25 protein-coding genes are annotated in these 23,381 nt (G+C 62.2%); 16 read left to right on the top strand and 9 right to left on the bottom strand.

The features are described from left to right. Positions 1-94 precede the first annotated feature (94 nt). Positions 95-673, bottom strand: coding sequence for a carboxymuconolactone decarboxylase family protein (locus tag ACWF6P_RS16640; RefSeq protein ID WP_452621735.1), 579 nt, complete (start codon positions 671-673; stop codon positions 95-97). Between the two features lie 135 nt (positions 674-808). Between ACWF6P_RS16640 and ACWF6P_RS16635 the strand changes: the two genes are divergently transcribed. Together ACWF6P_RS16635 and ACWF6P_RS16630 are read left to right on the top strand one after the other, a co-directional pair. Then, positions 809-1,999: a pyridoxal phosphate-dependent aminotransferase gene (locus tag ACWF6P_RS16635; RefSeq protein WP_452621734.1), complete on the top strand. Its 1,191-nt coding sequence runs from the start codon at positions 809-811 to the stop codon at positions 1,997-1,999. Next, complete coding sequence (locus ACWF6P_RS16630) at positions 1,996-3,006, top strand: AraC family transcriptional regulator (protein ID WP_452621733.1); 1,011 nt, start codon at positions 1,996-1,998, stop codon at positions 3,004-3,006. The genes ACWF6P_RS16635 and ACWF6P_RS16630 overlap by 4 nt, the downstream gene beginning before the upstream one ends. Here the strand turns inward: ACWF6P_RS16630 and ACWF6P_RS16625 are convergent. Continuing rightward, positions 3,003-3,428: a VOC family protein gene (locus ACWF6P_RS16625; RefSeq protein ID WP_452621732.1), complete on the bottom strand. Its 426-nt coding sequence runs from the start codon at positions 3,426-3,428 to the stop codon at positions 3,003-3,005. The two genes, ACWF6P_RS16630 and ACWF6P_RS16625, sit on opposite strands and share 4 nt — an antisense overlap. 58 nt (positions 3,429-3,486) lie before the next feature. Further along, the gene (locus tag ACWF6P_RS16620) at positions 3,487-3,927 is read right to left on the bottom strand and encodes an Lrp/AsnC family transcriptional regulator (protein WP_020970517.1); all 441 of its coding nucleotides are present in this window, start codon (positions 3,925-3,927) and stop codon (positions 3,487-3,489) included. Between the two features lie 79 nt (positions 3,928-4,006). Here ACWF6P_RS16620 and ACWF6P_RS16615 point away from each other — a divergent pair, with 79 nt between their 5' ends. The 3 genes from ACWF6P_RS16615 (at position 4,007) to ACWF6P_RS16605 (ending at position 6,355) form a co-directional block, all read left to right on the top strand. Next, positions 4,007-4,744, top strand: a complete 738-nt coding sequence (locus ACWF6P_RS16615; RefSeq protein ID WP_452621731.1) for an AzlC family ABC transporter permease — start codon at positions 4,007-4,009, stop codon at positions 4,742-4,744. Further along, a complete protein-coding gene (locus ACWF6P_RS16610; protein WP_452621730.1) occupies positions 4,737-5,066 on the top strand; it encodes a branched-chain amino acid transporter permease in 330 nt (109 codons plus the stop codon). Before ACWF6P_RS16615 ends, ACWF6P_RS16610 begins: the two co-directional genes overlap by 8 nt. 140 nt (positions 5,067-5,206) lie before the next feature. Beyond that, positions 5,207-6,355 (top strand): HoxN/HupN/NixA family nickel/cobalt transporter, encoded by a 1,149-nt coding sequence (locus ACWF6P_RS16605; RefSeq protein ID WP_452621729.1) that lies wholly within the window; start codon positions 5,207-5,209, stop codon positions 6,353-6,355. A 2-nt stretch (positions 6,356-6,357) separates the two neighbouring features. Here ACWF6P_RS16605 and ACWF6P_RS16600 read toward each other — a convergent pair whose 3' ends face one another. Both ACWF6P_RS16600 and ACWF6P_RS16595 read right to left on the bottom strand, forming a co-directional pair. Then, a complete protein-coding gene (locus tag ACWF6P_RS16600; protein WP_452621728.1) occupies positions 6,358-6,822 on the bottom strand; it encodes a hypothetical protein in 465 nt (154 codons plus the stop codon). An 83-nt stretch (positions 6,823-6,905) separates the two neighbouring features. Further along, positions 6,906-7,697 carry a MerR family transcriptional regulator gene (locus tag ACWF6P_RS16595; RefSeq protein WP_452621727.1) on the bottom strand — a complete coding sequence of 264 codons (792 nt, stop codon included), beginning with the start codon at positions 7,695-7,697 and terminating at the stop codon, positions 6,906-6,908. A 247-nt stretch (positions 7,698-7,944) separates the two neighbouring features. Here ACWF6P_RS16595 and ACWF6P_RS16590 point away from each other — a divergent pair, with 247 nt between their 5' ends. After that, positions 7,945-8,172: a hypothetical protein gene (locus ACWF6P_RS16590; protein ID WP_378532201.1), complete on the top strand. Its 228-nt coding sequence runs from the start codon at positions 7,945-7,947 to the stop codon at positions 8,170-8,172. A gap of 94 nt (positions 8,173-8,266) precedes the next feature. On the opposite strand, the gene ACWF6P_RS16585 is transcribed toward ACWF6P_RS16590, so the two are convergent. Continuing rightward, complete coding sequence (locus ACWF6P_RS16585) at positions 8,267-8,683, bottom strand: DUF7144 family membrane protein (RefSeq protein ID WP_452621726.1); 417 nt, start codon at positions 8,681-8,683, stop codon at positions 8,267-8,269. A 147-nt stretch (positions 8,684-8,830) separates the two neighbouring features. On the opposite strand from ACWF6P_RS16585, the gene ACWF6P_RS16580 reads away from it, so the two are divergent. Beyond that, positions 8,831-9,463: an alpha-ketoglutarate-dependent dioxygenase AlkB gene (locus ACWF6P_RS16580; protein ID WP_378446195.1), complete on the top strand. Its 633-nt coding sequence runs from the start codon at positions 8,831-8,833 to the stop codon at positions 9,461-9,463. On the opposite strand, the gene ACWF6P_RS16575 is transcribed toward ACWF6P_RS16580, so the two are convergent. Together ACWF6P_RS16575 and ACWF6P_RS16570 are read right to left on the bottom strand one after the other, a co-directional pair. Beyond that, positions 9,456-10,994: a class I adenylate-forming enzyme family protein gene (locus ACWF6P_RS16575; protein ID WP_452621725.1), complete on the bottom strand. Its 1,539-nt coding sequence runs from the start codon at positions 10,992-10,994 to the stop codon at positions 9,456-9,458. The two genes, ACWF6P_RS16580 and ACWF6P_RS16575, sit on opposite strands and share 8 nt — an antisense overlap. After that, entirely contained in the window at positions 10,991-11,818 is an 828-nt protein-coding gene (locus ACWF6P_RS16570; RefSeq protein WP_452621724.1) for a crotonase/enoyl-CoA hydratase family protein, read from the bottom strand. The genes ACWF6P_RS16575 and ACWF6P_RS16570 overlap by 4 nt, the downstream gene beginning before the upstream one ends. A gap of 105 nt (positions 11,819-11,923) precedes the next feature. Here ACWF6P_RS16570 and ACWF6P_RS16565 point away from each other — a divergent pair, with 105 nt between their 5' ends. Continuing rightward, positions 11,924-12,697 carry a hypothetical protein gene (locus tag ACWF6P_RS16565; RefSeq protein WP_452621723.1) on the top strand — a complete coding sequence of 258 codons (774 nt, stop codon included), beginning with the start codon at positions 11,924-11,926 and terminating at the stop codon, positions 12,695-12,697. A 22-nt stretch (positions 12,698-12,719) separates the two neighbouring features. Here the strand turns inward: ACWF6P_RS16565 and ACWF6P_RS16560 are convergent, their stop codons facing one another. Beyond that, the gene (locus ACWF6P_RS16560) at positions 12,720-13,412 is read right to left on the bottom strand and encodes an SDR family NAD(P)-dependent oxidoreductase (RefSeq protein WP_452621722.1); all 693 of its coding nucleotides are present in this window, start codon (positions 13,410-13,412) and stop codon (positions 12,720-12,722) included. A 134-nt stretch (positions 13,413-13,546) separates the two neighbouring features. Here ACWF6P_RS16560 and ACWF6P_RS16555 point away from each other — a divergent pair, with 134 nt between their 5' ends. From ACWF6P_RS16555 to ACWF6P_RS16520, 8 genes are all read left to right on the top strand, one after another. Beyond that, on the top strand, positions 13,547-14,464 hold the full coding sequence (locus ACWF6P_RS16555; protein WP_378446534.1) for a LysR substrate-binding domain-containing protein: 918 nt from the start codon (positions 13,547-13,549) through the stop codon (positions 14,462-14,464). Positions 14,465-14,603: 139 nt separating this feature from the next. After that, a complete protein-coding gene (locus ACWF6P_RS16550; protein WP_452621721.1) occupies positions 14,604-15,980 on the top strand; it encodes an MFS transporter in 1,377 nt (458 codons plus the stop codon). Between the two features lie 63 nt (positions 15,981-16,043). Further along, positions 16,044-16,925, top strand: a complete 882-nt coding sequence (locus tag ACWF6P_RS16545) for a shikimate dehydrogenase (protein ID WP_452621720.1) — start codon at positions 16,044-16,046, stop codon at positions 16,923-16,925. 44 nt (positions 16,926-16,969) lie between these two features. Beyond that, positions 16,970-18,922: an oxidoreductase gene (locus ACWF6P_RS16540; protein WP_452621719.1), complete on the top strand. Its 1,953-nt coding sequence runs from the start codon at positions 16,970-16,972 to the stop codon at positions 18,920-18,922. Then, positions 18,919-19,743, top strand: coding sequence for an aldo/keto reductase (locus ACWF6P_RS16535; protein ID WP_452621718.1), 825 nt, complete (start codon positions 18,919-18,921; stop codon positions 19,741-19,743). Before ACWF6P_RS16540 ends, ACWF6P_RS16535 begins: the two co-directional genes overlap by 4 nt. After that, positions 19,743-20,837: a Gfo/Idh/MocA family protein gene (locus ACWF6P_RS16530; protein WP_452621717.1), complete on the top strand. Its 1,095-nt coding sequence runs from the start codon at positions 19,743-19,745 to the stop codon at positions 20,835-20,837. Before ACWF6P_RS16535 ends, ACWF6P_RS16530 begins: the two co-directional genes overlap by 1 nt. Further along, the gene (locus ACWF6P_RS16525; protein ID WP_452621716.1) at positions 20,834-22,561 is read left to right on the top strand and encodes an FAD-dependent oxidoreductase; all 1,728 of its coding nucleotides are present in this window, start codon (positions 20,834-20,836) and stop codon (positions 22,559-22,561) included. The genes ACWF6P_RS16530 and ACWF6P_RS16525 overlap by 4 nt, the downstream gene beginning before the upstream one ends. Further along, positions 22,558-23,361 (top strand): sugar phosphate isomerase/epimerase family protein, encoded by an 804-nt coding sequence (locus ACWF6P_RS16520; protein WP_452621715.1) that lies wholly within the window; start codon positions 22,558-22,560, stop codon positions 23,359-23,361. Before ACWF6P_RS16525 ends, ACWF6P_RS16520 begins: the two co-directional genes overlap by 4 nt. The last annotated feature ends 20 nt before the right edge of the window (positions 23,362-23,381 follow it).

Genomic DNA, 23,381 nt, shown 5'->3' with positions numbered 1-23,381 from the left:
ACAAGCCGAAATGCTCCGCAGATGCGTGAACTAGTCAATCCTGATCACGTATCTGCGGAGCATTGTCGATAGTTGCCGTAGACGAGCTACCGCATCATTCTTCCGCCCAGGGCACACGGCACGAGTCGGTACTGAACCCTTGCTCGGTAATCCCCAACGCCGAGTACATCCGGGCGCGCATGTTTTCGAGCCCGATCTGATAGGTCAGTTCCACGACGCCCGCGCGTCCGAACCTGCGCTCGAGGTCTGCGACCTGCTCGTCCGTCACGCCATGCTCGCCGTGCGGGTCACCGGTCATCGCGTCGGCGTAGGCGATCGCGGCGCGCTCGTCCTCGCTGTACTTCGGTGAATCCCGGTAATTCGCGATCTCTTTCAGCTTGTCGATGTCCAAACCGTCCAAACGAGACAACATCGTCCCGAAGTCGACGCACCACGAGCAGCCGACCGACCAGGCGACGCGATAGACGGCCAGTTCACGAATGTTCGACGGCAGCACCTTCGACGCCTTCTGCACGGCCATCTCATGGCCGGCAGCGGCGACGAACAATTTCCGATGATTGGCCAGGACGGCAAAAGGCTCGGGAACTTCGTCGTACTGCCTGGCCGCGAATTTGTAGGCCACCTTGATCAACGGACTGGCTTCTGACGGTGTCACTGCGGGAATGCGAGTCATGGCAAGCCTCCGTATCTTCTGCAGCACCGGATTCGATGCTCTCTACAGAGTTGGACGACGGCGGCGATTCAAACGTGACAAGCACCGCGCCCGAGCAGATGTGAGGATGCGGTCTCAGCCGACTAAGCTGCAAAGATGCCTTCGACGCCCCGCAACCGCACCGTCTCGCGTCTGCAGCCGTTCGCATCCACGATCTTCGCCGAGATGACAGCATTGGCCACACTTCACGACGCGGTCAACCTCGGTCAGGGCTTTCCGGATACCGACGGTCCTGCGGCCATGCTCGAAGTAGCGCGTCGAGCCATCGCCGAGGGCGTCAACCAATACCCACCCGGGCCGGGCATGCCCGTCCTGCGTCAGGCCATCGCGGAGGATCGGCGCATCCGCTACGGACTCGACAGTGATCCCGACTCCGAAGTTCTGGTCACCGTCGGCGCCACCGAGGCGATCAGTGCTGCGATCCTCGGGCTGGTCGAACCCGGCGAAGAAGTAGTGCTGATCGAGCCGTATTACGACTCCTACGCAGCATCCGTCGCATTGGCCGGCGCGGTGCGTCGCACCGTTCCTCTGGTCGCCTCGGGAGACGGATTCGCGGTCGATCTCGAGGCATTGCGCAGCGCGATCACCGCCAAGACGAAGATGCTGATCGTCAACAGTCCTCACAATCCCACCGGCACCGTGTTCACCGATCAAGAACTTCGAGCAATCGCCGAACTCGCGTGCGAACGCGACCTGATCGTGTTGAGTGACGAGGTCTACGAGCACTTGGTGTTCGACGGTCTCACCCACACACCGATGGCGTCTCTTCCGGGTATGCGTGAGCGCACCGTCACGGTGTCCAGTGCCGCAAAGACTTTCAACGTCACCGGCTGGAAAACCGGATGGGCGATCGGCCCCAGCGAACTCATCGACGGCGTTCGCGCTGCCAAGCAGTTCATGTCATTTGTCGCCGGCGCACCATTCCAACCTGCCGTTGCGTATGCGCTGACCAACGAACAGCCGTGGGTGGTCGAACTTCGAGAGAGCTTGCAAGGCAAACGGGACGTGCTCGGCAAAGCCCTGGCCGAAGCCGGTTTCACGGTGCATTCCGGCGGCGGCACGTACTTCCTCCTTGCCGACATCAGACCGTTGGGTGAGACCGACGCGGGAGAGTTCTGCCGCGCGCTGCCCGAGCGTATCGGCGTCGCGGCCGTACCGGTCGACGTGTTCGCGGACAACCGCGACGACTGGAAGCACTTGGTGCGTTTCGCCTTCTGCAAGCAGGACCACATTCTGTCCGAAGCTGCACGCCGTCTCCACCTGCTCCAAGGAGCAGCGCACCCATGACAGCGCGGACCATCCCGACCGCCTTCGTCCACCGCTACCTCGCGTTCTCACCGGACAACAATGTCGATTTGTCCGGCGCACTGCGCGCTGCTGGGATCGACCTCGAGACATTGTCCGACCCTCGCGCCCGGCTGACCCCGACTCAGGTCACCACGTTCATCCAATCCACCTGGCAGATCACCGAAGACGAATTGTTCGGCCTCGGATCCGCCCCGGTCCCCCGTGGCACTTTCCGATTGATCTGCCTGACGTTGATCCATTGCCCCGACCTCGGATCAGCCTTCGCTCGAATGTCCGACGTGATCCGTGCACTACCGGCTCTCGCCCCACTGGCGATCGAGAAGGGCGAGGAAAGCACGCGGGTGAGCTTCGCAGTCCGCGCTCGCGAAGGCGTCGCCGAACCTGATGTCGCAGAACGTGTCACAACCGATTTTGTCCTGATCTTGCTGCACCGATTTTCCGCGTGGTTGATCGGAAAGCGCGTCCGACTTCGGGCAGTCGAATTTCCGTACTCGGCACCGGATGCGCGGTTGGCGCAGGACTACGACTACATCTTCGGAGCACCGGTCACCTTCGGCGCGCAGCGAGCGGCACTGGAGTTCGACAACTCGGCCATGCGCGCACCGATCATCCAAACCGAGGAGACGTTGGAGGAGTACCTCCGAGAATCTCCGATTCAGCTCATGTCCGAACGCGATTACGACAGCACTGCGTCGGCGCAGGTGCGACGGGTCCTGGAACTCGGGGTGAAGGGGCGAACCTCCACGGCCGAGGAAATCGCCGAGATGCTCTCGATCAGCGTTCCCCATCTGCGTCGACTGCTGCGGCGTGACGGCACCTCACTGAATCAACTACGCGAGGAAGTGCTCCGCGACGTAGCCATCGCCGGTTTGCGACGCGGAGAATCCGTCGAAGTGCTCTCGGCGCGATTGGGATTCTCCGAGCCCAGCGCCTTTCGTCGTGCCTTCAAACGATGGACCGGCGATACGCCGAGTTCCTACCGCTAGCTGACGCAGAACTCGTTACCTTCGGGATCGGTCATCGTGATCCACACGCTCGGCCCCTGTGATCCTCGGTGCAGGATCGTCGCTCCCACCTTCTCGAGTTGCGCTGCAACATCCTCGCGCTTGTCGCCCACTCGTATGTCGAAGTGGAGACGGTTCTTCACCGTTTTCGATTCTGGAACCAGTTGGAACAGAACGCGGGGACGTTCGGGATGCTCCGGATCGCTGATGGCCGCGCCTTCACGCCAGACGAGAACTCCCTCGAACGTCGTGGTGTCGGATTCCTTGGCGTGACCAGCGGCGACGAGGCCCCTGATGAAGTCTTCGTCGCTAGGCTCCGCTGCCCACCCGAGTGCCGCGGCCCACCACTTCGCCTGTTCGTGCGGGTGCGCCGAATCTACTGTGACTTGAAATTCGTATCCCATGTTCCGACGTTAACGCCGAGCACCGACACGAAAGAGCAGGTTCGGGTGAGTTTGGGCGTCAGTCGACGCTCTTGATGGTCTTCATGGTGATCAGCGATGTCACCCGCGAGACGGCCGGAAGCCCGCTGAGCTTGGTGACCATGAAGTTCTCGTACGTCGCCAGATCTTTCACAGCGACACGGATGAAGTAGTCGGGAATTCCGAACAGTCGCCGACATTCGATCACTTCGTCGAACGCCGCGACCTGAGATTCGAAATCCTCGATGGTCGCCTGGTCGTTGACTCCGATCTCCGCGGTGACGATCACCTGAAACCCTCGACCGAGCGCTTCCTGACTGACGATCGCGCGGTACCCGGTGATGATTCCGTCGGCCTCGAGCTTCTTCACCCGACGCAGGCAAGGAGAGGGCGTCAGCCCCACCAGATCCGCCAACTCGGTGTTGGTCAAACTCGAGTCTTGGCGAAGGTGAAACAAAATTGCGTCATCCATGGCATCCATCGCACTATTATTGCGCACCGTTCACTATGTGGGCATTCTGAGCAATCGATCACCTCGATCTTTGTTATAGATTTGCGTCGTGATCGAATCAGCATCGTCGACGGCCGCACCTGCCGTCGAATCCCCGCCGCCAACCCCGGCGTGGCGGCACGCCTTCCAACTGTCGCTGCCGGTCGGGTTCGGCCTGCTCCCACTCGGGATAGCTCTCGGAGTTCTTGTGGTCCAACAGGGGCTCAATCCTTGGTGGGCAGTTGTTTTCACGTCGCTGATCTACGCAGGATCCCTGGAGTTCCTCGCCGTCGGAATGGTCGCGGCCATGACGCCCCTGCCGTACGTCGCCCTGACCGCACTGTTGGCCAACTTCCGACATGTGTTCTACGCCTTGAGCTTTCCGCTGGAAAAGATTCGAAATCCCTTCGCTCGCTTCTACAGCATGTTCGCACTGACCGACGAGGCGTACGCGATGTCGGTGACTGCCGATCCCAAGGCACTCACCGGCCGCACCATCGTCTACTCCCAGCTGTACCTGCACGCCTACTGGATCGGTGGCGCGATCCTGGGCGCAACGGCAGGACAATGGATTCCGGACTCGATCGTCGGTCTCGACTTCGCCCTGACGGCGTTGTTCGTTGTCCTCTCGATCGAAGCAATTCGCGCGCAAAACGGATTCGCGGTGCCGGTCGCCGCGGTTACCTGTGCTCTGGTCGCCCGGCTCGCAGCGCCGGACCACATGCTGCCAATTGCGATGGGCGCCTTCGTACTCTTCCTGATCGGCCGCTTTGTCTACGACTCACGGAAGGCGAAGATCGATGCCTGACACCTCGTACATTTTTGCGGCGGTCGCCGTCATGGCCGTGGTGACATTCGCGTTGCGGGCGATCCCGTTTGCCGCGCTCATGCCGCTGCGCTCCTCCGCTCTGGTCGGCTACCTGGGCATCTACATGCCGGCCGGCGTCATGCTGATCCTCGTGATGTATTCGCTCAAAGGCGTGTCGATCACCGCGCCGTCGCACGGCATACCCGAACTGATCGCAGTGTGCGCCACGGTTGCCGCGCATCTCTGGCGAAAGAACGCCGTCCTGAGCATCGTCGTCGGAACGACGATCTACGTCGCCCTGGTCAATACCGTGTTTGCCTGAAGATTTCCCATCCGGGAGCAAAGAATCTTTACTCCTGGATGGGTGATTTGTAACCTCCAGGCGCTTATCTGAACAGTTGAACACTTATACGATTTCAGTAGTGTGGCCGCCGGCCGCGACTGAAAGATCGGTGAGGTTCGATGTCCACGACGACGAGTACGACGACGGGCACCCGAATCGCCGGAGCTTGGCACAGTCTGGATCGAGGCCAGCGTCGGAGCATCATCGGAATGACCGTCACCGTCGTTGCACTCAACGTCGTCGGGTGGGCGGTTCTCCTCGGTCTGGTCGTACCCGGCCACTACACGATCGAAGGCAGTGTCTTCGGTATCGGGCTCGGCGTCACGGCGTACACGCTCGGCATGCGCCATGCTTTCGACGCCGATCACATCGCCGCTATCGACAACACCACTCGGAAGTTGGTGGCGGACGGCAAGAAACCGATGTCCGTCGGGTTCTGGTTTTCACTCGGACACTCGACCATCGTCTTCGTTCTCGTCGCACTTTTGGCGTTGGGTGTGCGGCAACTGGCCACCAGCCTTTCCGACGACAACTCCGATCTGGAGAAATGGACCGGCTTGTTCGGCACCACCATTTCCGGCACGTTCCTGATTTTGATCGGAATGCTGAACCTTCTGTCTCTCATCGGGATTCATCGGGTGTACACGAAGTACAAGGCCGGGACCTTCGACGAGGAACAACTCGAAAAGGAACTCGACAATCGCGGCGCCCTGAACAAGATCCTGGGACCGGTGATGAAGATAGTCCGAAAGCCCTGGCACATGTACCCGGTCGGTCTCCTGTTCGGACTGGGGTTCGACACCGTCACCGAGGTGGGACTGTTGGTGATCGCCGGCGGCGCAGCGGCGACAGGGCTCCCGTGGTATTCGATCCTCGTCCTACCGATCCTCTTCTGCGCCGGGATGTCGCTGTTCGACTCGATCGACGGATCGTTCATGAACTTCGCGTACGGCTGGGCGTTTGCCCAACCGGTACGAAAGATCTACTACAACATGGTGATCACGGGACTCTCGGTGGCAGTGGCCCTACTGATCGGGACCCAGGAAATCATCTCGATCTTCACCGACAAACTCGACATCCACGACGGAATTCTCGGCGCAATCGGGAACCTGGATCTCGGCGCGATGGGCTTCATCATCGTCGGACTCTTCGTCGTCACCTGGATGATCGCCCTCCTCGTGTGGCGGTACGGCCGCATCGAAGAACGGTGGCAGGCGCAGTCTGGTGCAGCAGTCGCACGACGAGCGACCGCAGACGACGCGATGTGAGTTCAGTTCGGCGACAATGCAGCACAGAATTCTCGAGGTTGGTCGACATGCAACCGCAGCCCACCGATCATGGTGGAACTGGATCCCTTCGACAGCCCTTTCGGAAGCGAGACCGGTAGCGGTCGATCGAATTCGACGTCCACGACAGTCCCGTCGGGCCCCGGGAGAACGAGATGCTCGTCGACCACCGCATTGGCGGTATCACCGAATCTTCGGACCATGCTCACCCGCGAAATCCGTGATCGGTCCACCTCGACACGAATGCCCGTGCCGGATCGAAACACCACCGTTCGAGCCGACACGAGATGCGGGTGCACGACCCGTCCGGCGAGCCAACCGCCAATCGCAATCAGCGACAACACCGTTGCAATGAGCAGCACGACGCGTAGCCACTGCCACGGAACAAGGAAGTGAATCGCCACGGCCTCGATCACACTCGCCGCGACGAAAGCCGCCGGTATCGACATGGTCCCCCTCGAGTAGCCGAAAGTCGCTGTTTCAGTGGAACCTCCGTCTACTCTGCCCCTCGAGAGCAACCACAGTGATCGGATCACGCCGTACCGCCAGACAAGAGACGTGTTGCGACGCGCGCGACCACTTCCCGTTGCGCCGGATCAGGCACCAGATCTGCGATCCCGACCGAGAAGCCCACACCTGCGGATCCTCCGTCTGAGGACACGTCGCCCAGCACCCCGGCCAACGATCCCCCCAACTCGCCCGACAAGTCCGCGATCTCGTCCGCAGCCGCGGCTACCTCGCGCCCAGCCAAGGCAGCAAAGCGGCGGTAAAGATCGACAATGCGCTTCCGGTCATCCTCGTCGGACAGCAACTGCGTGGCCGTGGAGAACAACTCGTGCGGCGCTGCCCCCGAGATCGCCACCAGCTCCCACATGTCGCGTTCCCGTTCGAACAGGCGCCGCACCGAGTCCGTCGGAGACGAGGCGATCAACTCTTCGAACGCCGACACCAGCTCCACGGTAAGCGGCGAGACCACCCGCCCGGCACCTCGCGCCGACAGCATTTCCTCGAGGCGCACCCGCTGGTCAGCGAGGACACGCTGCTTCCTGTCTATCTCTGCAATCAGGGAGGAAAGGTCGTCGGCGAAGTCGTCCGGTTCTCCTGCATCGATCGGCTTCGGCTCGATCATGGCGGCAATGGAGCCGAGTGGAATGCCGGCGGCAGAGAGCCAACGAATGCGCATCAGCCTGACCAGGTCGGGCAGTTCGTAAGTTCTGTATCCGTTGGACAGCCGCCTCGGCTCGGCCAACAGGCCTAGTCGGTGATAGTGCCGAACGGTCCGTGAAGTGGTCCCTGCCGCCCTGGCCACGTCGCTGATTCGCATACGAACAGCATCAACTATGACGCTACGTCATAGTCAAGGCACGGCATCCCTGGCCGCAGGTCTAAGGTCCCATTCTTCCTGCGGGGAGTTTCGCAGACGAATGTGGCGGGTATTGATCATTTGCGGCGGCGATTTCCAGAGCGAGGGGTCAGCCGCGCAAGGTCTGCCCCCGGCTGTCACTCGCCGGGTGGCGGGCCGCCAAAGCAAGCGGGCCGCCGAAAACAATCTGCGCCAGGCGATGATTTCGATGCAAACGACACGACTCGACACCATCCTGATTCTGATCGTCGGGACGGCAATCGGACTGAGCGTCTGGCTGGCCACGCAAGAACCATTCGCGTCGATCGGACTCGGAATCGCAACGGTCGTGATCTGCTGGATTTCTTGTTCGATGATCCACGGCTTCCCACACCGATCGACAAAGGACATGCGTCCGCGCGAGGACCAGGATCGCGAATCACCGAGGCGTCGTTGACGCCGTGCAGTGATGTGGCCAACCGTGGAGGCCCGGACACAACGGAGTGAGTGGTTCGCCTGTCGCAGGTGAACCACTCACTCTGGTCAGTTGATCAGACCTCGTCGGGTCGCCACGTCGCGACGGCCCAGATCACAGCGACGTCGAGAGCGATGATCACGATCGCCCACAGCGGGTAGTACGGCAACCACAAGAAATTGGCCACGATCGAGAGAGCTGCGATCACGAAGGCCATCCCGCGAGCCCACGTCATTCCCACGAACAACCCCAGCGACACCGCAATGCCGATGATTCCGAGCACGATGTGGATCCAACCCCACGTCGTGACGTCGAATTCGAAGGTGTAATTGACTCCGACGATCAGAAGATCGTTGTCCGCGAGGGCCGCTATGCCTTGCAGCAGCGCGACGATTCCCGCAACGAAGAGCAGGCAGGCTGCCGCCACCGTGGTCCCGATGGCAAAGCCTTGTCGGACAGGGTGGTTCGCATGAGATTGGTGCGGAGCAGTCATGACATCCCCTTCATCGGCGAAATAGCGTGAGAACAGTATTCAAAGGTTCGCGCCGACGAACATCACCCAGCAAGGATGAACAGCCGTCCAGCACCACGTGTCAAATTCATGGGAACATATGTTCGATTTCGGTGTACTGTGGTCCCTATGACCGCCACGATGCAACCGTCTCTCTTCGACAACGGTGACCTCGGCGTTTCTTTGGCCGATCTCGACGGCACGGTGCAGCGACGCATTCTCACCGCCGGCGCATGGGTCGACCATCGCCCAGCCTGGCTGACGGGATCGGAAGCCGTGTTCGACAACCTGGAAGCTACGGTTCCGTGGCGATCAGAACGGCGCCAGATGTATGACCGCGTTGTCGACGTACCTCGGCTGGTGTGTTTCTACGCGGAGAATCAGCCGCTGCCGGACGCGCTTCTCACCGAAGCTAAAGACGTACTGAGCAGCCACTACTTCGACGAACTCGGCGAGCCCTTCGCCACGTCGGGGCTGTGTTTCTATCGTGACGGTTCCGACAGCGTCGCCTGGCACGGGGACGACACGGGACGAAGCCGCACCGAGGACACAATGGTTGCCATTCTGTCTCTCGGTGCCGCTCGCCCACTCCTACTGCGCCCCCGCGGGGGTGGCGAATCGATCCGGTTCAATCTCGGTCACGGCGATCTACTCGTGATGGGCGGATCCTGCCAACGCACCTGGGAACACTGCGTCCCCAAGAGTGCGCGGGCACTCGGGCCGAGAATCAGCGTTCAATTCCGTACTCGCGGAGTCAGATAGCGTCGCGAAGTTGCTCTCGCAGCGCCTTCCGATTGAGCTTGCCGACGGCCGTCTTCGGAACCGATTCGGCAAAAACCACCCGGCGCGGCTTCTTGTACGACGCCAGTCGCTCGCCGACATGAGCGACCAATGATGCTTGCAGTGCGTCGTTTTCGACGGTTCCGCTCTCGAGGACAACCACGGCGGTGACCGCCTCCACCCACTTGACGTCGGCGGTGCCGACCACGGCAACCTCACGAACAGCCGGATGCGTCAGGAGCGCATCCTCGACTTCACGAGGGTAGACGTTGTATCCGCCGCTGATGATCATGTCCGAAGCCCGGTCCTTCAGGAACAGGAATCCGTCGGCGTCGAACTGGCCGATGTCGCGTGTGTGGACCCAGCCGTCTTCGGTGAAGGTGTCCGCATTCAGTTCCGGTGCGTTGAAGTATCCGGCGATCGCAGATGGCGAACGGATCACGATTTCACCCGGTTCTCCCTGCGGTACTTCGTGCCCCTCGCCGTCGAGCAGCCTGATCTCGACGTCGATGGCGGGCTGACCACAGGACAGTAGTCGATCCTCCGTGTGGTCTTCGGGCCGAAGGACTGCGATACACAGAGGCGCCTCGGTCTGCCCGTAGTACTGCAGAAAGCGGTGTTGCCCCCATGCCTGCATTGCCCGCTCGATGGTGTCCAGCGGCATCGGCGAGGCACCGTAGATCACGGATTTCAGACTCGAGATGTCTGCGCTCGCGAAATCAGGGCGTTCGAGGAGCATCTGAATCATGGTCGGCACCAAATTGATTGCGGTGGCACGATGCTCGGTTATCGAGTTCAGGAACGTCGATGGGTCGCATCCGGGAAGGACGACGGTCTTTCCGCCGCGGAGCCAGAACGGAAGCACGAACACACCGCTGGCATGGATCAGCGATGCCGCATGCAGCATCGTGTCGTCCTGAGTCGCCGGAAGCAGATTGAGCAGCACATTGCGGCAGATGGCGGCGTAGCTGCGCTGGGTGTGCTGCGCGGCCTTCAACGTTCCCGTAGTGCCGGACGTGAACAGAGTCAGGATCACATCGTCGGGAGCCACCTCGATGTCAGGCATGTCCGAAGGCATGCTCTGTGCTTGGTCGAGCAGAGAACTCTGTCCCTCCGAGTTCGTTTCCAGCCCGATGAATGTCCGCTCGGGAAACCTGGCCGAGAGTTCAGCGGCTCGGTCCGCGAGGTCGTGACCGAAGACGACGTGGGAACTGTCGGTGTCCTCGAGCATTCTCGCGTGCTCGTCGACCGAGAGTCGCGAGTTGAGCGGAACCCGATTGATTCCGGCTTTGACGCAGGCAAAATCGACGGGCACGCTGGCAAGAGAGTTGTTGACCAGCAACGCAACCCGTGCGCCATGCCCGATACCGAGCGCGATGAACGCGTGTGCCAATCGGCTGCTGAGTTCGTCCACTTCCGCGAACGTCATCGATCGATCGCCGAAGACGACGGCCGTTCGCGCCCCGTGCTGTCGCGCGCCACGGACGATCAGGTCTCTGGTTATGGGCATCATGGTTCAGTTTCCTCGTTCGAATTCCGGTTGTTCTCGAATCGGCCGTGCCGGCCGGCGCCCGCGGCGAACGCAGCAGCGCCGCGTACACCTTCAGCGATGACAATGGGATTTCCTGCAACGCCCTCGGCGCGCAGCGCTTCGGCAAGTGGTAGATCAAACGATCGGTAGGCCGACGCGCGGTCCGCGAGCATGCAAAGTTGCGGAAACGCGGTCAACTGGTGTGCAAGTTCCTTGGCTGCCTGGAGTGATTGCCCCACTGGAACAACACGATTGGCCAGACCGAAGGACAGCGCCTCCGGAGCGTCGACCGGACGACCGGTCAAGATCATGTCGAGTGCTCGCCCCTGCCCGACAATTCGCGGCAGTCGCACGGTCCCTCCGTCGATGAGAGGAACTCCCCAGCGTCGGCAGAAGACTCCGAACACGGAATCTTCCTCGCAGATCCTCAGGTCCGCGAGCAACGAAAGTTCGAGCCCTCCGGCAACCGCGTATCCACTGACCGCGGCGATCAACGGTTTGGACAAGACCAACCGACTCGGCCCCATCGGACCGGTGCCGCCGCCTTCCGGATGTAACTCGTGCACGCGGGCGGGGTCGGAGACTGCGGTCAAATCCGCACCGGCGCAAAATGTGCCACCCGCACCCCACAGAATCGCCACCTTCTGGCTCTCGTCCGACTCGAACTCCAGGAAGGCATCACGCAACTGCGCCGCCATCGGTCCGTCAACCGCGTTCTTGCGATCGGGGCGATTCATCACGATGACGGTGACGCCACCGTCACGCTCCACATAGACATCGTCACCTGGTCGATCGGAGTCGGTCACGATATTTCCTCACTGCTCGCGGATAAGGTTTCCCGGTACCCACCATGCCACTTGTAACAGAATTTGTCAGGAGTTGTTCAAAAGTTGTTACAAACTGATCGAGGAATGTCCGCAACCCGAGTCGTGCTGGACCTTGCAACAGCGAGCCCGGACACCGAGTTCAGCACCGCTGTGCTGACCCGGGCTGGCGAGATCGTCGGCGTCAGCGCATCGAGCGTTCGCGTGGCAGCGGGCCGACTGTGCCGCGAGGACAAACTGCGTCGCACCGCCCGGGGAACGTACGTCCTCAACCCGGACGGCATCCCCACCTACAGCGAGGTCGAAGGGTGGCGAACTCGTACCGATCGCATACGCCCCTGGGACGGCACCTGGACCGCCGTAGAGCACTCAGGTCTCAAACGAAGCGACCGCACTGCCGCCCGCCGGCACGATCAAGCGTTGCGCCTGGCGGGCTACGAGGACTGGAAGCCCACGCTGGCAGTCCGTCCGAACAATCTCGACGGCGGAATCGACGGCGCTCGCCGCACTCTCCGTCGACTCGGCGCCGCTCCCGAATCGTCACTCATGGAAGTTGATCACCTTACCCCCGAGGATGATTCGACAATCCGTACGCTCTGGAACTCGGAGTCGCTGTTGGCCGACATCGCCGAGGCTCGCGAAGCACTCACACAGGCGCAAACCCGCCTGGCGGCAACAAGCCGCGAGGAAGCCGCCCGCGAATCACTTGCCCTGGGCAGCGCGATCATCGCGGTCATCGTCCGCAATCCACTACTTCCGGAAGAGCTCGAACCAACGCAGCCACTGCGAGACCTGATCTCGCACATGCTCGAGTACCAGGATGCATCTCGTGAACTGTGGCAGTCACTGCTCCAATTCTGATCGGCTTCCTCCAGAAGGTATTTCAATACGTTGCGCGGCCACCGCTGGCGTCGTACACGGCACCGGTCGAGTAACTCACCGCAGACGACGACAGCCAGGAGATCAGTTCGGCGATCTCGTCCGCCTTCCCCATCCGCGCCATCGGCGTCAAAGATTGCGAACGGGCGAGAATGGCAGGATCGGTGCCGGCATTCATGGGGCTTTCTACCGCCGCAGGCGCTATCGCGTTGACCAGCACTCCGGTGGTGGCGACCTCCTTGCCGAGTGATTTCGTCAGCGCGACAACGGCCGCTTTGGACGCCGAATACGCACTCTGATTCGGGTTTCCGTCCTTGGCAGCAATACTCGCGAGATTGACGACCCGTCCCCATCCCGACGCAACCATCCCCGGTACGAATGCCCGGCACATGAGGAATGTTCCCTCGACGTTGATGCGGAACGTACGCTGCCAGGCCGCAAGATCAACCTTGACCAGCGGCGCTGACGGCCCGACAATTCCCGCACTGTTGATCAAGATGTCGACACTGCCGACTCGGGCACGAAGCGCGTCGACGGCGACCGGGTCACTCACGTCGAGTTGTTCGTGCGCTTCCTCGGCAAGATCTACCGCTATCACCCGAACTCCCCTCTCCGTCAGCAACTTTGCGCTGGCGGCGCCGATTCCGCTCGCACCGCCGGTGATGAGCGCGGTGACACCTTCCGGATAACTCTGCATCCTCTTCACTCCTGAGCTTCTGTGCGTTACGCACTCAATTTATGTTGCAAATAGGCATAATTGCCGTCACACTGTGTAGAAATTCTGAATATATGGCGTTTGTCGTCGACGTCAAATACCTGGAGGCGTTGTCGATGGAAACCCGCTGGTTGCACGCGTTCGTCGCGGTTGCGGAAGAACTTCACTTCGGACGGGCCGCGTCACGGCTCCAGATGGCGCAGTCGCCGCTGAGCCAAATGATCCGAAAGCTTGAAAAGGACATCGGCGTCAAGTTGTTCGAACGGAGCACCCGCAGCGTCGCACTCACGTCCGGAGGACATGCCTTTCTCCCCCACGCCTACCGCGTCATCGAGAACATGGAGACCGCACGGCACGCTACGCGGGCGTCGTCGGGAGGCGTCTACGGACGAGTCACGATCGGATTCACCGGAGTGCTCAATTATCAAGCACTTCCGCCACTCACCCGCGCGTTGCGTCAGCGCTATCCCGAAGTCGAACTGACACTCCTCGGCCGGATCATGACGCGCGACGCGGTCATTCAACTCGAGAGCGGCGCCCTCGATCTCGCCTTCGTCGGGCTGCCGGTGGAATCCGCATCGCTCTCTACCCGACTTATTCGACGGGAGGCGTTCGGCGCCGTGCTTCCGATCGACCATCCCCTTGCCGAGAGGGACGCGATCGATCTCCGCGAATTGGCCGGCGACGGATTCGTGACCACCCCGCTCTCGGCCGGCTCGGCACTGCAGGAGACCGCGATGCGGGCTTGCATGAACGCCGACTTCAGACCTCGTGTAGTTCAGGAGATCACCGATCCGTACATGATCCTGATGCTTGTCGCTGCCGGCGTCGGCGTAGCCCTGATGACATCGGGCATGGCTGCGATCACGCCCCCTGGCAGTGTGTTCGTCCCGCTCACCGGCGAGCCGACGTACATGAATCACGGAATTGCCTGGTCACCACGGCACATGACCGATGCGCTCGCCGTCGCACTGGAGACGTCGGAGGAGATTCTGCCTACCCCGGACATTGAGACCAATAACGTCATTATCTGAGACTCATTTAGTGTTGGACGCGCCATAGTCCTTCGTGGCACTGTCGTCTCAGCCGCCGAAAGGTGAGGGACGTCACCGATGCGTGGTGCATCTCCAAACGTGCCACCACGGCCGGCCCATCGGGACGAAAGGACTTCACATGGCACCTCCGATTACCTCCACCGGTTCCACGAACTCGACCGAGGAACATCCGAATGCGAACGCGCGCCGCGCCGCCGTTTCGGGCTTCCTCGGCAGCACCCTCGAGTACTACGACTTCTTCATCTACGGCTCCGCGGCCGCGCTGGTGTTCCCCAAGATCTTCTTCCCCGGCGGCGGATCGCCGGCAACCCTGCTCTCGATCAGCACCCTGGGTGTTGCCTACGTCGCCCGTCCGCTCGGCGCGGTGCTGTGGGGTCACCTCGGCGATCGCTACGGACGTAAGAATGCACTTCTCGCGTGTCTTCTCCTGATGGGAGTCGCGACCGTCATCGTCGGCTGCCTGCCGACCTACGACCAGATCGGCATCGCCGCGCCGATCATTCTCGTCTTGCTTCGTCTCCTTCAAGGGCTCTCGGCCGGCGGTGAATCCCCCGGCTCGTCGGCGCTGACACTCGAACACGCACCTGATCACCGTCGTTCGTTCTTCACCTCGTTCACCATGAGCGGGATCATGTTCGGCATCGTCATCTCCAGCCTGGTGTTCATCCCGGTGGCAAGCCTGCCCGACGAAGACCTCTATTCGTGGGGTTGGCGAGTTCCCTTCTGGCTCAGCATCATCGTGACCGTGGTCGCGCTCTGGTTGCGTCGCACCCTCGACGAGCCCGAAGTGTTCGAAGAACTCAAAGAGCAGGACGAGACAGCGGGAATCCCCGTCGTCGAGATGTTCCGCTCGCACTGGCGCACCGTGATCCGCATCAGCATGAGCTCGACCTTCGCGATGATCAACACCATCGTCAACGTCTTCGCCCTGGCGTACGCCGTGGAATCCGGATTCGAACGCTCCACGATGCTGTGGGCAATCGCGACCGCCAATTTTGTTGCCGTACTGACGCAGCCACTGTTCGGCATTCTCTCCGATCGCTACGGACGCAAGCCGATCTTCGTCATCGGTGCGATCGGAGCGGGGCTGATGATCTTCGTGTTCTTCCATTCCATCGGAACCCAGAGCGTTCCCATGGTTTTTGCCTCGGGAATCGTCATGATCGGCATCTTCTACGCGATGCCCAACGGTACCTACCCGGCGTACTTCCCGGAGCAGTTCCCTGCGAAGGTCCGATACACCGGCATGGCTGTGAGCCTCATGCTCGGTCTACTCGTCGCCGGCTTCACACCGGCTATCGCCCAGGCGATTTCGGCCGGAGACAAGAGCAATTGGACGCCGGTTGCCTGGATGTGCCTCGGCTTTGCAGTCGTGTCTGCCATCGCCGCCATGACCGGACCGGAGACGTACCGGACGCCCACAGCTGAACTGGGCCAACCGAAGCCGAGCCTGCCGACAAAGCAGGACTCAGAGCTCAGCAACAACAACGCTTGACCGGACCGGCCCCTCGCGTTGAACTTCCGCGAGGGGCCGTCCCCACTTATGCAGGAGAATGTCATGACTTCCGAATTCACACGTCACCGAATCGGCCTTGTCGGAGCGGGGATCGCAACCTCTCTCTCACCGGCGCTGCATTCGCACGAGGCATCAGCACTCGCACTCGTCGATTACAGCTACGAACTGATCGATCTCGAGAACCTGACGGCCTCGGTCGAGAAGACTGGGGAGGTGGTGCGGAGCTCCGTCGCAGGCGGTTTCACCGGGCTGAACATCACACACCCATGCAAGCAGGTTGTCGTGGACGTCCTCGACGAGCTGTCGGACAATGCCCGACTGCTCGGTGCCGTCAATACGGTTGTGGTCGAGAACGGCCGCCTGATCGGCCACAACACCGATCACAGTGGATTCCTCACCGCACTGCAACGCGGTTTACCTGACGCCACCTTGGATCGAGTTGTCCTCGCCGGAGCCGGTGGAGCGGGTTCGGCAGTGGCTTACGCACTGGCAGCAGCTGGTACGACGGATCTCCGCATCGCCGACGTCGACGCCGAACGCGCGGCCGATGTGTGTGCACGCGTCGCCTCGGCATTCCCCGCCACGCGCACAACGGCTTTGGCAATCGGTGAGATCGCGGACAACCTGGCGACAAGCGACGGCGTCGTCAATGCCTCTCCGATCGGTATGGTCGGCCACCCGGGAACCCCCTTCGATCCCGCTGCGCTCCACTCCGCCTTGTGGGTTGCCGACATCGTCTACCGGCCGATGCGCACCGAATTGCTCGACGCTGCACTCGCTCTCGGATGCGAGGTGCTCGACGGTGGTCAGATGCTGGTGGCGCAAGCCTCCGACACCTTCACACTCCTGACCGGAGTCGAAGCGGATACGGATCGGATGCGAAACCACCTGAGCGAGATGCTTTCCGAAATGGCAAGCGCATGAGCACAGTCGAATACACACTCTCGCGAAATGCTCCAGGAGCACTCATGAACGCAACCCAGCCGTTTGCCGAACCTCTCGACATGGGCAGCGCCCGCCTCCGAAACCGATTCGTATCTGCTCCGATGGAACGCAATTACTGCGAAGTCGACGGCACGATGACCGACGAGTACATCGCGTACCTCGCCAGGCGCGCCGAAGGTGGTGCAGCACTGATCTTCACAGAGGCAAGTTATGTGCGCGCCGACGGCAAGGGCCGCATCCGGCAGATGGGCGTCGATGTCGACGAGCGGATCCCCGGCATCAAGAAGATGGTCGACGCGATCCACGCTCACGGTGCACTCGTCGGAGTCGAACTCAACCACGGTGGTCGCACAGCGCAGGGTTCGGTCAGCGGTTTCGTTCCCGTTGCCCCGACTCCGATTCCGTGCTTGGTGGTCGGCGGCGAGATGCCCGAACAACTCGACGGCGACGACATCGAGCACATCATCGAATGCTTCGGTCAGGCTGCTGCACGATGCCAGAAGGCCGGCGTCGACGTCATCTCCCTGCACGGCGGGCACGGGTACCTGATCCACCAGTTCCTCTCCCCGGCGTACAACCATCGTGACGACGAGTGGGCGGACCCGACTCTCTTCGTCAACAAGGTCATCGCCGCCGTACACGAGCATGCTCCGGGAATCACTCTGGGACTTCGATTCTCAGCCTTCGAGGGAATCGACGGCGGGCTCGACGCCGAGACGACCCGTGCCCGCATCGACGCCATCGACACGGACCGACTCGATTTCCTCGACGTCTCGGCGGGCAACTACGAAGCGGGACAGTGGATCATCCAGCCCGGCGAATGGTCGCGTGGCCTCCTCGCGCCGTACTCCGAGCAGTACCAGCGCGACTTCGACATCCCGGTGGGTGTGGCCGGGCGCATCACATCACCCGAAATCGCCGCGCAGATCATCGAATCCGGGCAAGCGAACTTCGTCAGCATGGCACGGACTCTGCACGCTGATCCCGACTTCCCGAATCGCGCGATCGACGGCGGCCGCTACCGCCCGTGCATCGCCTGTAACTACTGCATCGACAGCCTGGCCGCTGGGCCGATCCCGTGTTCCGTCAACCCATGGGTCGGCCGTGAATTGGACCAGCCCTCGACGCCTGCTGATACCTCCGTGCGAGTCGCCGTCATCGGCGCCGGACCCTCCGGAATGGCTGCTGCCCGCGACCTCGCACTCGCCGGCCACCGCGTCGACCTGTACGACGAACGCCCCCGTCTCGGTGGTGACTTCGCCTTGGCGTCAAAGTTGCACGAGTATCCCGAGTACGGGCGGATCGTGGAGTGGTATCTCGACGAGCTGGCTGATCTCGGAGTGCAGTGCCACACTTCGACCAGGGCAGATGCCGCTTCACTCGCCGGCCGTGACTTCGACGCGATAGTCCTGGCCTCCGGCGGCGTAGGCCCCACGGTCGATCTCCCCCAAGCAGCAACGCGCACCGTTCGTGACATCCGCGAATTCCTCGTCTCCGAAGATCCTGCCCCCGATGCGATCACGATCTTCGGTGCTGATCGCGAGGCTGCGGCCGTCGCCGACGATCTCCTCCAGAAGGGCACCCGAGTCGTGATGATCGGCCCACAGGAAACCATCGCGCACGACGTCGGACGTCGCGGCAAGATCGTGCTGCTGCCGCGCCTGGCCGCAAGTGAGAACCTCACGACCTACCTGAGCTCGATCATCACCAAGGTCGACACCGACTCGGTCACGATCTCGACGGCCGGTGTGCTGAGCGAGGTCGACGCTCCCGGTGAACTGCTGATCTCACAGGGCGTCGAGCCACGCTCGGAGCTTCTGACCGAACTACGTTCACTGGCACCGCGCCTCGGTGTCCATACCGTCGGCGATGCGAGCGGAGACGGCGGGTCCATTCACGCTGCACTCGTCACCGCAGCCGATGTCGCCGTCACGATCACGGCCGCCGCTGCGGCCCGTCAGGAGATTCACGCATGACTACACAGGCAGCCGCACCGGTCGCAACTGCATTGCCGCCCATCGGACTCGGAACCTGGCCCCTCGTCGGCGCGGACGCCACGAAGTCCGTTCTCTCCGGCATCGAGGCTGGATACCGCCTCATCGACACCGCCGCGATCTACGGCAACGAGGATGCTGTCGGTGTGGCGCTGGCAGAATCTGGTCTACAGCGAGAAAAACTGTTTGTCACCACCAAACTTCGTGGCAACGACCAGGTTTCCGGTGACATCCGGAGCGCCCTCGAGCAGAGCCTGGAACGACTGGGGCTCGACCGGCTGGATCTTTTCCTGATCCACTGGCCGCTCCCGCGAATCGATCGCTACGTTGCGTCGTTCGAGGCGATGCTGGCCTGCCGCGATGCGGGACTGGTCAGGTACGTCGGTGTGTCGAACTTCCTGGAGCACCACTTGCGCCGACTCGTCACCGAAACCGGTGAGGCACCGGCAGTCAACCAGATTCAGATGGACCCCTCGCTCGCTCGCATTCCGGTGCGCCGGGCACACGACGATCTCGGCGTTTTCACCCAGTCGTGGAGCCCCCTCGGTCGGGGTGACGTGCTCGACAACGCCGTCGTCGGGGAGATTGCCGGTCGAATCGGTTGCACCCCAGCGCAGGTGGTCCTCGCGTGGCACTCCTCGCAGGGCGTGGTCCCGGTCGCGAGGTCAGCTAACCCGACCCGCCAGGCCGAGAATCTGGCGGCTCTCGACGTGACACTTACCGCCGAAGACGTCACCGCACTGAACAGTCTCGACCGCGGCGAGTCCGCGGCGCGGGACGTCGAAGCAGAGGAGCATTTCTGATGACGTTGAAAGTCGGAATCGTCGGCTGCGGCAAGATCGCCGGCAACCATGCCCGTGCTCTGCAACAAGTACCCGGCGTCGAGGTGATCGGCTGCTGCGATCCCGATCTTGGGCGCGCCCAGGAGTTCGCGGCACTTCACGGCATTCCCTCCGCCGTAAGTTCCGTTGACGAATTGCTTGCTCTCGGTCTCGATGCCTGCACCGTCTGCACGCCTCACCCGGTGCACGAAGAGGTCGTCGTTGCCGCGGCCGAGGCCGGTGTACATGTGTTGTGCGAGAAGCCCATCGCGGTGGATGTTGCTGCAGCCGACCGCATGATCGAGGCCGCCGACCGAGCCGGTATCACCTTCGGCGTCCTCTTCCAACGACGCTTCTGGCCGGCAGCGCGTCGTATCCGGGACGCGATCGACGACGGCCGGATCGGGCTTCCCACACTCGGCGAGGCATCGGTGATCCTGCACCGCCCATCGAGTTACTACTCGGCCGACGTGTGGCGCGGACGCTGGGACACCGACGGCGGCGGCGTGCTCATGACGCAGGCCGTGCACCAGATCGACATGCTGGCTTGGTTCATGGGCGAGGCCGTCTCGGTCAGCGGCTTCATCCGCACCCATACTCACGGTGAGCACATCGAGACCGAGGACAGCGCGTCGGCGGTGATTTCCTTTGCCTCGGGCGGCACCGCCACCGTCACCGCGACCACGGGTGCCAATCACAATTTGGGCAACCGCGTGACAGTGATCGGGCGCTCCGGAGCAATTGCCAGTGTCCTCGAGTTTCCCGAAGGGCACGAGGGTGTCAACGAAATCTGGACCGTGCCGGGCGAAGTGGAGTTCCGGTCCCCGTACTCGGCGGACATAGATGCGAATCTTGATGTGGGCGCGGTCAATGCGGCACTGACCGACTTCCACACCCTGCAGGTGCAAGACTTCGCCGACGCGGTCCTGAGCGGGCGCGAACCCGCTGTCACCGGACGCGACGCCCGCGCCTCGCTAGCCATCATCGCCGCAATCTACGAATCGTCACGAACCGGCAAGGTCGTCGAACTGACGTCGACGCCGACCCTCGCAACAACTGCCAAGGAGCAGCAATGAGTAGCAGTACCCCCCTCACCTACGACGTGGTTGTCGTGGGCTCCGGCGCAGGAGGGCTTTCCACAGCAATTGCCGCAGCACATGGCGGCGCGTCCGTCCTCGTTGTCGAGAAGGCCGACACCTGCGGCGGCGCAACGGCATGGTCGGGCGGGTGGATGTGGACCCCGCGCAACATGTTCGCCATCGCCGACGGTGTTGTCGAGGATCGCTCGGCACCCCGCACTTATCTCGAGAACCGACTCGGCGACAACTTTGACGCCGCCAAAGTCGATGCGCTCCTCGACGGCGCACCGGAGATGGTCGAGTTCTTCGAACGCAAGACTGCTCTGAAGTTCGTTCCCGGAGCCAAGATCGCCGACATTCACGGCGACACACCGGGTGCCGGCACAGGTCACCGGTCCGTCGGACCGAAACCGGTGAGTCTGCGAAAGCTCGGACCAGATGTTGCGGCGCTACTGCGTCGGCAGTTGTACGAGACGTCGTTCCTCGGAATGGGCATCATGGCCGGCCCCGATCTGCAGGCGTTCCTGCACTCGACGCGGTCACCGAAAGCCTTCGTGCACTGCGGTGTACGTGTCACCAAGCACATGTTCGACCTCGCCACCAAGCGTCGCGGTCAGCAACTCGTCAACGGTACTGCCCTGGTCGGCATGATGCTACGTTCAGCGCTCGATCTGGGCGTCGAGTTTCGGGTAAAGACGTCCGCGACCGCGTTGCAGACCGATGACGAAGGCCGCATAATCGGCGTCCGTCTCGAAGGTCCGGACGGTGCGTACTCGGTAACAGCCACGCGCGGCGTCGTACTCGCCACCGGCGGCTTTGCGCAGGACATCGACCGACGACGCGAATTATTCCCGCGCACCCCAACCGGAAACGAGCACTGGTCGCTCACCCCGAAGACAACCACCGGTGACGGCATCACTCTCGGTGAATCCGTGGGCGGACGACTCGACCGCACGCTCGCATCCCCCGTCGCATACTGCCCCGTCTCCATCGTTCGTTACCGCAACGGCAAGGAAGGTGTGTTCCCGCACATTCTGGATCGCGGAAAGCCCGGTGTCATCGGAGTTCTCGCGAACGGAAAGCGGTTTGTCAACGAAGCACTCGGCTACCACGACTACACCCTTGCGATGGTCGAGCAGGTTCCTGAGGGCGATGAGGTGTGCTCGTGGTTGATCGCCGACCAGCAATACGTGCGCTACCTCCCACTCGGCATGGCCAAGCCACTGCCGATCCCGATCCAGCCGTACCTGCGCTCGGGATACCTCACGCGTGGGCGCACTGTTCGGGACTTGGCCGAGAAGATCGGCGTCGATGCGGCGCAATTGGAAAAGACCGTCTCGGCGTTCAACGCCGGAGCTCGCAACGGCGAGGACCCCGAGTTCGGTCGCGGCACAACACCGTTCAACCGGGGATCCGGTGATACCGCCAATCCCTGGCCGAACCCGTCACTCGCGCCCTTGCAGAAGGGTCCGTATTACGCGGTGAAAGTTGTACCGGGTAGCTTCGGTACCTTCGCCGGGCTTGTCACCGACTCGTCGTCGCAAGTACTCGACGACAACGACCGCCCCATCGAGGGATTGTTTGCAGTGGGTGTCGATCAGGCCAGCGTGATGGGTGGGCATTACCCGTCCGGCGGTATCAACCTCGGTCCGGCCATGACGTTCGGTTACCTGGCCGGCCGGGAACTGGCCGGCGCCAAAAAAGTTGGAGCGCACGCATGACACTCTCACTCGGGCTGGCGGCCCTCACCGTGCTCGATACCGCACCGATGCAGCATGTCGACTTGGCCGAAAAGCACGGCTTCGACACCATCGGTATCCGTCTGATGCCCGCGGCACCGGGTACGACGGCTTACCCCTTGCACGAGGACAAGCAAGGGTTGAACGAACTGGTGCGTCGGCTCGACGATTCACCGGTGGAGGTATTCGACCTCGAAATCATCCGCCTTGCATCCGACTTCGACCCCGCCGACTACATTCCGCTTCTCGAAGCGGGAGCGCAGCTCGGCGCCAAGGCCGTTCTGGTCGGTGGCGACGACCGTGACCGTGCTCGACTCACGGACTCCTATGCCCAGCTCGCTGACCTGTGCGCGAACTTCGGCATCGTCGCCTCCCTCGAGTTCATGCCGTGGACCGCGGTGCCCGATGCGCGTGCAGCTATTGAGATCGTCTCGGCGGCAGACGGTCCGGCTCGCAGTGTTCTCGTCGACGCATTGCACACCGACCGCTCCGCAACAACGCTGGAAGATCTAGCGTCCATCCCGCGCGAGTGGCTGCACTACGCCCAGATGTGCGACGGTTCGACCCCTGCTCCCACCGATGAAGCAGAACTGATCCGCCACGCCCGCGAAGAGCGTCTGGTGCCCGGCACCGGCGGCATCGCCCTGGCCGACATCTGGTCGACGTTGCCCGCCGGGTTGCCGGTCAGCATCGAATTGCCCAACGAACCGCTGCGCCGGTCTGTCGGCACGGACGCTTGGCTGGAACGCCTGGTCACGGCCACGCGAGAAGTGTTGGCCTAGCGGCCCTGTGCGCGTTTAGC

The sequence above is a fragment of the Rhodococcus sp. NPDC055024 genome, assembly GCF_053608585.1.
Note: the sequence above shows the minus strand (reverse complement) of the source record. Positions and strands in the feature narration are given on the sequence as shown.

Excerpts from the sequence above, each read along its gene's own strand:
- ACWF6P_RS16640 (WP_452621735.1), bottom strand. The coding sequence starts at position 673 with ATGACTCGCATTCCCGCAGTGACACCGTCAGAAGCCAGTCCGTTGATC.
- ACWF6P_RS16635 (WP_452621734.1), top strand. The coding sequence starts at position 809 with ATGCCTTCGACGCCCCGCAACCGCACCGTCTCGCGTCTGCAGCCGTTC.
- ACWF6P_RS16630 (WP_452621733.1), top strand. The coding sequence starts at position 1,996 with ATGACAGCGCGGACCATCCCGACCGCCTTCGTCCACCGCTACCTCGCG.
- ACWF6P_RS16625 (WP_452621732.1), bottom strand. The coding sequence starts at position 3,428 with ATGGGATACGAATTTCAAGTCACAGTAGATTCGGCGCACCCGCACGAA.
- ACWF6P_RS16620 (WP_020970517.1), bottom strand. The coding sequence starts at position 3,927 with ATGGATGCCATGGATGACGCAATTTTGTTTCACCTTCGCCAAGACTCG.
- ACWF6P_RS16610 (WP_452621730.1), top strand. The coding sequence starts at position 4,737 with ATGCCTGACACCTCGTACATTTTTGCGGCGGTCGCCGTCATGGCCGTG.
- ACWF6P_RS16605 (WP_452621729.1), top strand. The coding sequence starts at position 5,207 with ATGTCCACGACGACGAGTACGACGACGGGCACCCGAATCGCCGGAGCT.
- ACWF6P_RS16600 (WP_452621728.1), bottom strand. The coding sequence starts at position 6,822 with ATGTCGATACCGGCGGCTTTCGTCGCGGCGAGTGTGATCGAGGCCGTG.
- ACWF6P_RS16595 (WP_452621727.1), bottom strand. The coding sequence starts at position 7,697 with ATGCGAATCAGCGACGTGGCCAGGGCGGCAGGGACCACTTCACGGACC.
- ACWF6P_RS16590 (WP_378532201.1), top strand. The coding sequence starts at position 7,945 with ATGCAAACGACACGACTCGACACCATCCTGATTCTGATCGTCGGGACG.
- ACWF6P_RS16585 (WP_452621726.1), bottom strand. The coding sequence starts at position 8,683 with ATGACTGCTCCGCACCAATCTCATGCGAACCACCCTGTCCGACAAGGC.
- ACWF6P_RS16580 (WP_378446195.1), top strand. The coding sequence starts at position 8,831 with ATGACCGCCACGATGCAACCGTCTCTCTTCGACAACGGTGACCTCGGC.
- ACWF6P_RS16575 (WP_452621725.1), bottom strand. The coding sequence starts at position 10,994 with ATGATGCCCATAACCAGAGACCTGATCGTCCGTGGCGCGCGACAGCAC.
- ACWF6P_RS16565 (WP_452621723.1), top strand. The coding sequence starts at position 11,924 with ATGTCCGCAACCCGAGTCGTGCTGGACCTTGCAACAGCGAGCCCGGAC.
- ACWF6P_RS16560 (WP_452621722.1), bottom strand. The coding sequence starts at position 13,412 with ATGCAGAGTTATCCGGAAGGTGTCACCGCGCTCATCACCGGCGGTGCG.
- ACWF6P_RS16555 (WP_378446534.1), top strand. The coding sequence starts at position 13,547 with ATGGAAACCCGCTGGTTGCACGCGTTCGTCGCGGTTGCGGAAGAACTT.
- ACWF6P_RS16550 (WP_452621721.1), top strand. The coding sequence starts at position 14,604 with ATGGCACCTCCGATTACCTCCACCGGTTCCACGAACTCGACCGAGGAA.
- ACWF6P_RS16545 (WP_452621720.1), top strand. The coding sequence starts at position 16,044 with ATGACTTCCGAATTCACACGTCACCGAATCGGCCTTGTCGGAGCGGGG.
- ACWF6P_RS16540 (WP_452621719.1), top strand. The coding sequence starts at position 16,970 with ATGAACGCAACCCAGCCGTTTGCCGAACCTCTCGACATGGGCAGCGCC.
- ACWF6P_RS16535 (WP_452621718.1), top strand. The coding sequence starts at position 18,919 with ATGACTACACAGGCAGCCGCACCGGTCGCAACTGCATTGCCGCCCATC.
- ACWF6P_RS16530 (WP_452621717.1), top strand. The coding sequence starts at position 19,743 with ATGACGTTGAAAGTCGGAATCGTCGGCTGCGGCAAGATCGCCGGCAAC.
- ACWF6P_RS16525 (WP_452621716.1), top strand. The coding sequence starts at position 20,834 with ATGAGTAGCAGTACCCCCCTCACCTACGACGTGGTTGTCGTGGGCTCC.
- ACWF6P_RS16520 (WP_452621715.1), top strand. The coding sequence starts at position 22,558 with ATGACACTCTCACTCGGGCTGGCGGCCCTCACCGTGCTCGATACCGCA.